The organism is Thermodesulfitimonas sp. (assembly GCF_052743955.1).
Genome location: NZ_JBRAIN010000109.1, coordinates 1 through 5,137, shown reverse-complemented (window position 1 = coordinate 5,137; position 5,137 = coordinate 1). Strand labels below are relative to the sequence as shown.

Genomic DNA, 5,137 nt, shown 5'->3' with positions numbered 1-5,137 from the left:
CCGAAAAACTCGGGGAGAATAGGAGATACGGCGTACTTTCAGCAGTGGAATCATGCTATGATTTTTTCGGGTTTTTACCGGGAGGCGGAAAATTGCTCTTCACCACGCTTACACTTACGGCGGCGCGGCAAAAGCTGGCGGAGCGCTTCCTCCCCCTGCCTTGCGAAGAGGTCCCGCTGGCGGAGGCGCTCGGGCGGGTGCTGACCGTGTCGGCACGGGCACGGGAAGACGTGCCGGGCTTTGACCGGGCAACAATGGATGGCTTCGCGGTTCGGGCTGCAGATACTTTTGGGGCCTCGGAGGGGCTGCCTGCCTATCTCCGGGTAACCGGCGAAGTGTTGATGGGCCAGGCTCCTGGCGGACGGGTTGGGCCGGGCGAGGCCTGGCGGATCCCGACGGGCGGGATGCTGCCGGAGGGGGCCGATGCTGTCGTGATGGTAGAACATACGGAGGAAGTTAGCCCGGATGTGGTTGCGGTCCTTCGCCCCGTGGCGCCAGAGGAGAACGTGGTCCGGCGGGGGGATGACGTCCGGGCGGGCGCGGTAATTTTGCCGGCGGGCAGGAGGTTGCGGCCGCAAGATATCGGGCTCCTTGCCGCTTGCGGGGTGGCGCGGGTGTCAGTCGCAAAACGACCTGTTGTCGGGATTGTCGGCACGGGCGACGAAATCGTGGGGGTTGAGGCGACGCCTGCGCCGGGGCAGGTGCGGGACGTGAATACGCCGGCGCTGGCTAGTGCAGTTCGCGCGGCCGGTGGTGTACCGTTGGTTTTCGGCGTGGTGCGGGACGAGTTGAACGCGTTGCAGGAAGTCTTAGCAAAGGCGTTGGCGGCGGCCGAGATGGTGCTGCTTACCGGGGGAAGCTCGGTTGGTGCTCGGGACCTGACGCTGCGGGCCATTGCGGCGCTTCCGGGGGCGGAAGTGCTCTTCCACGGGCTGGCGGTGAAACCCGGTAAACCCACGGTGGGCGCTGTAGTGAATGGAAAGTTGGTGGTAGGCCTGCCGGGCCACCCGGTTTCGGCCCTGGTGGTCTTTGAGTTCCTGGTCCGGCCGCTTTTAGAGCCGGAGAGGCTAGATCGTGTGCTGCTCAGGGCGCAGCTGGGTCGCTCGCTCCGCTCCGCGCCGGGGCGGGAAGATTATTTCCGCGCGCGCCTGGTGGTTCAAGATGGGGTCCTGGTCGCCGAGCCGATTCTGGGGAAATCAGGCCTTATTGCCACTTTGAGCGAAGCGGACGGACTCATCCGGCTGTCACTCGATGTTGCTGGGGCCGAGGCGGGCGAGATGGTGGACTTTTTCTTGCTTTGAGGGAGGGGCGGATGAAGCGCGAAATATTTCTTGAGGAAAAACCACTGGAGGAAGCACTGGCCGGATATTGGGAATTCCTGCGGGCACTGGGAGCCTTGGCGTCGGGGCCAGCAGAGAGTGTTCCCGTGGAGGCGTCCTGCGGCCGGGTGACGGCGAGCCCTATTTTCGCGGCGGTCTCGCACCCCCATTTCCACGCCGCGGCTATGGATGGGTACGCGGTGCAGGCCCGGCGGACTTTCGGGGCAACCGAGCAGCGGCCGCTGCGTTTGCGAGTGGGTGAAGAGGCGCTCCCCGTCGATACGGGCGACGTGCTGCCGGAAGGGTGCGATGCGGTGATCATGGTGGAGGATACCCATATGGTGGCGCCGGACGTGATCGAGATTACGGCGGCAGTTTTCCCTTACCAGAATGTCCGGGTCATGGGGGAAGACGTGGTGGCGACGGAGATGCTGCTTCCGGCGAACCACGCCATCCGGCCGGTGGATGTGGGGGCGCTGCTGGCGGGTGGGGTTACCACGGTGGTGGTTCACCCGCAGCCCCGGGTAGCACTCATTCCTACCGGCACAGAGGTGGTGGCTCCGGGAACGGCGCTTAAGCCCGGCGACATTGTCGATTTTAACAGCCCGATGCTGGCGGCAATGGTGCGGGAGTGGGGTGGGGTTCCCGTACGCTACGCGATCATTCCGGATGATTTCGCCGCCCTGAAAGAAGCGGTCTGCCGGGCGGCGGCGGAATGTGACGTGGTTTTGACCATCGCCGGGGCTTCGGCAGGACGGGAGGACTTCACCGCTGCTGTTGTGCGCGCGTGCGGGACCCTTTTTGCGCACGGGGTGGCCATCAAGCCGGGCAAGCCGGTCGTCCTCGGGGCTGTTGCGGGAAAGCCTTTTATCGGACTGCCGGGCTACCCGGTTTCGACGGTTCTGAACGCTGAACTTTTTGCCCGACCAGTCATCTTCGCCAAACAGGGGCGGGTGGTTCCGGACCGGGAGAAAGTGGCAGCAACTCTTTCCCGGCGGGTGGTCTCTTCTGCGGGGGTGGAAGAGTTTGTCCGGGTGAAGCTTGGGCGCGCTGGGGGAAAAATCATCGCTACGCCGCTCGGGCGGGGGGCTGGCCGCTTAATGACCCTCGTCCAGGCAGACGGGATCTTGCGGGTGCCGCGCTTCGCGGAAGGATTCGAAGCCGGCAGCGTGGTAACGGTGGAGCTTTTGCGCACCCGGCGGGAAATTGAGGAGACAATTGTTATTATCGGCAGCCACGATCTGGCGCTGGACATCATCGCCAACTTTCTGCGCCTGAAGTTCCCGGAGGCGACTCTCTCCTCCGCTCACGTGGGGAGTCTCGGGGGCCTGCTGGCGGTCAAGCGGGGTGAGGCGCACGCGGCGGGAACCCACCTTTTGGATGAGGAAACGGGGGAGTATAACGTCCCATATGTTAAGCGTTATCTCGCGGGCGTGCCCGTGGTGCTGGTAAATATTTCCTACCGGGAGCAGGGGTTCATTGTCGCGCCGGGGAACCCGAAGGGGATCAGGGACTTCCCTGACCTGCTCCGCGAGGAGGTCTGTTTTGTGAACCGGCAGCGCGGCGCAGGCACGCGAGTGCTCCTTGATTTTCACCTGCGCCGGCTGGGGCTTGACCCCCAACGGATCACGGGTCACCAGCGGGAGGAGTACACCCACATGGCAGTCGCGGCGGCGGTAGCGGGCGGCACCGCCGACGTGGGCCTGGGTATCAGGGCGGCGGCGGTAGCGCTCGGGCTCGACTTCGTACCGGTGGTAGAGGAGCGTTACGACCTTTGTGTCTTAAAGGAGCACTGGGAGAGCAAGGTGGGAGAGCGGCTGCGCGCAGTGCTCGGGGACCCGGAGTTCCGGGCGGCGGTGCTCGCCCGCGGGGGCTACGACCTGCGCGACTGCGGGCGGGTGCTTTACGTTCAGGAGTAAAACGTCCGGCTCTTGCGGCGGGGGCCTTGGCTTCGGGAAAGCATACTTTGACGGGAGGGATTGTGCGTGGAGCTCACGCATCTCGATGCTGCCGGACGGGCACGGATGGTAGCGGTAGAGGAGAAACTGGAGACCTTGCGGGAGGCGGCGGCTTTCGGGGCGGTGCGGGTGCGGCCCGAAACACTGCGCCTGATTGCGGCGGGAGAGGTGCCAAAGGGGGATGTGCTAGCGGTCGCGCGGGTGGCAGGAATTATGGCGGCCAAGGAAACGCCGCGGTTGGTGCCGCTCTGTCACCCGGTGCGGCTTACAAGCGTGGCGGTAGATTTCATGTTGAACGAGGCGGCAAGCCGGGTGGAGATAACGGCCCGGGTGAAGGTGGTGGACCGGACCGGCGCGGAGATGGAGGCGCTGACGGCGGTTGCGGTGGCTGCGCTGACTTTATACGATATGGTCAAGGCGGTCGACCGGGAAGCGGTGATTCAGGAGATCAGCCTGGAGTATAAGGCGGGCGGGAAGAGCGGGGTTTACCGGCGCGGCGGTGCGTAGCAGCGGACTTTTTAAGGTTTAAAAAGGAGGGATCGCCTTGTTCCGGGTTGCGGTGCTAACGGTGAGCGATAAAGGTGCCCGGGGTGAACGGGAAGACTTAAGCGGGCAGGCAGTGAAGGAACTGGTGGCGGGCCAAGGCTGGCAGGTAGACGAGATCCGAATTGTGAGTGACGACCTGGCAGCGATCACAGGCGCGCTCCTCAACTTCGTTACGGCAGGCGTGGACCTGGTTTTAACCACGGGCGGTACGGGGCTGGGCCCCCGTGACAATACACCGGAAGCGACCCTGGCCGTGATTGAACGGGAGGTACCGGGGCTTGCCGAGGCGATGCGGTGGGAGACCTTCAAGATTACCCCCCGCGCCATTTTGAGCCGGGCCGTGGCCGGCATCAGGGGGAAGACGCTGATCGTGAATCTCCCGGGGAGCCCGCAGGCGGTCCGGGAGTGCCTCGGGGTGATTTTGCCGGTTCTCGGCCACGCGCTGGGGGTGCTGACGGGTCGGGAGCAGGAGTGCGCGCGTAAAGAATGAGCGGGCAAACGAATTTGGCGAAGGAGGCAGAAAAAAATTTGGCCGGTTCTCTTTCAGATCGGTAATTTTGCGGTGCACAGCTACGGCGTAGTGCTGGCCGTGGCCGTTTTAGTGGGACTGCTAGCCGGGGAGCGGGAGGCGAAGCGGCGGGGGATCGACCCGGACTTCGTCTTTAACCTGACCATACTCCTCGTTGTTGGTGGCATAATTGGGAGCCGCATTGCCTATGTGTTGATTGAGTGGCCCTACTTTGCGGCGCGTCCCCAGGAAATTTTTCGTATTTGGGATGGCGGCCTCTCCTTCTACGGCGCGGTAATCGTGGCGGTTCCCTTAGCGTGGCTTTACGGCCGAAAAAAGGGCTTGCGCTTTGGCGATGTAGCCGACATAGCGGCTTTTGGGGCGGCGGCGGGCTACCCCTTTGCCCGCATCGGCTGTTTTTTGAACGGCTGCTGTTACGGGAAACCGACTACGGTTCCCTGGGCGGTGGCCTTCCCCTTTGACGGCGTGCCCCGCCACCCGACCCAGCTTTACGCTGTGCTTATCGGGGCGCTGATTTTCGGCGCGCTCCTCTATTTCCGCCGGCGCCAGCGTTTTGCGGGGCAGTTAGCTATTCTCTACCTAATTTTTTATAGTGCTTATCGCTTTTTCATTGATTTCTTCCGCGTCTCGCCGCCGGCGGGTGCCTACCTTACCCTCGGCCAGGTCTTCAGCCTGTTAGTGGCCGGCGCGGCTTTGGTGGTCCTGGCAGTTAAGTGGCGCGATACACGGCCTTGACTTCCTCCCCAGGGCTTTGGCCCGGGGATTCCTTCAGGCGGTTCGTGCCG

5 protein-coding genes are annotated in these 5,137 nt (G+C 63.7%); all 5 read left to right on the top strand.

Annotation, left to right across the window (positions count from 1 at the left end; translation table 11 throughout):
• Positions 1-92 precede the first annotated feature (92 nt).
• On the top strand, positions 93-1,301 hold the full coding sequence (locus ACUVTA_RS08415; protein WP_445952499.1) for a molybdopterin molybdotransferase MoeA: 1,209 nt from the start codon (positions 93-95) through the stop codon (positions 1,299-1,301).
• Between the two features lie 11 nt (positions 1,302-1,312).
• A complete protein-coding gene (locus ACUVTA_RS08410; protein ID WP_445952498.1) occupies positions 1,313-3,238 on the top strand; it encodes a molybdopterin biosynthesis protein in 1,926 nt (641 codons plus the stop codon).
• A 66-nt stretch (positions 3,239-3,304) separates the two neighbouring features.
• Positions 3,305-3,784, top strand: coding sequence for a cyclic pyranopterin monophosphate synthase MoaC (gene moaC, locus ACUVTA_RS08405; RefSeq protein ID WP_445952497.1), 480 nt, complete (start codon positions 3,305-3,307; stop codon positions 3,782-3,784).
• Positions 3,785-3,821: 37 nt separating this feature from the next.
• A complete protein-coding gene (locus ACUVTA_RS08400) occupies positions 3,822-4,313 on the top strand; it encodes a MogA/MoaB family molybdenum cofactor biosynthesis protein (protein WP_445952496.1) in 492 nt (163 codons plus the stop codon).
• Positions 4,314-4,325: 12 nt separating this feature from the next.
• On the top strand, positions 4,326-5,087 hold the full coding sequence (gene lgt / locus ACUVTA_RS08395; protein ID WP_445952500.1) for a prolipoprotein diacylglyceryl transferase: 762 nt from the start codon (positions 4,326-4,328) through the stop codon (positions 5,085-5,087).
• Positions 5,088-5,137 lie beyond the last annotated feature (50 nt).

Bases quoted from the DNA above. Each gene is read 5' to 3' on its own strand.
- ACUVTA_RS08410 (WP_445952498.1), top strand. From the start codon at position 1,313: ATGAAGCGCGAAATATTTCTTGAGGAAAAACCACTGGAGGAAGCACTG.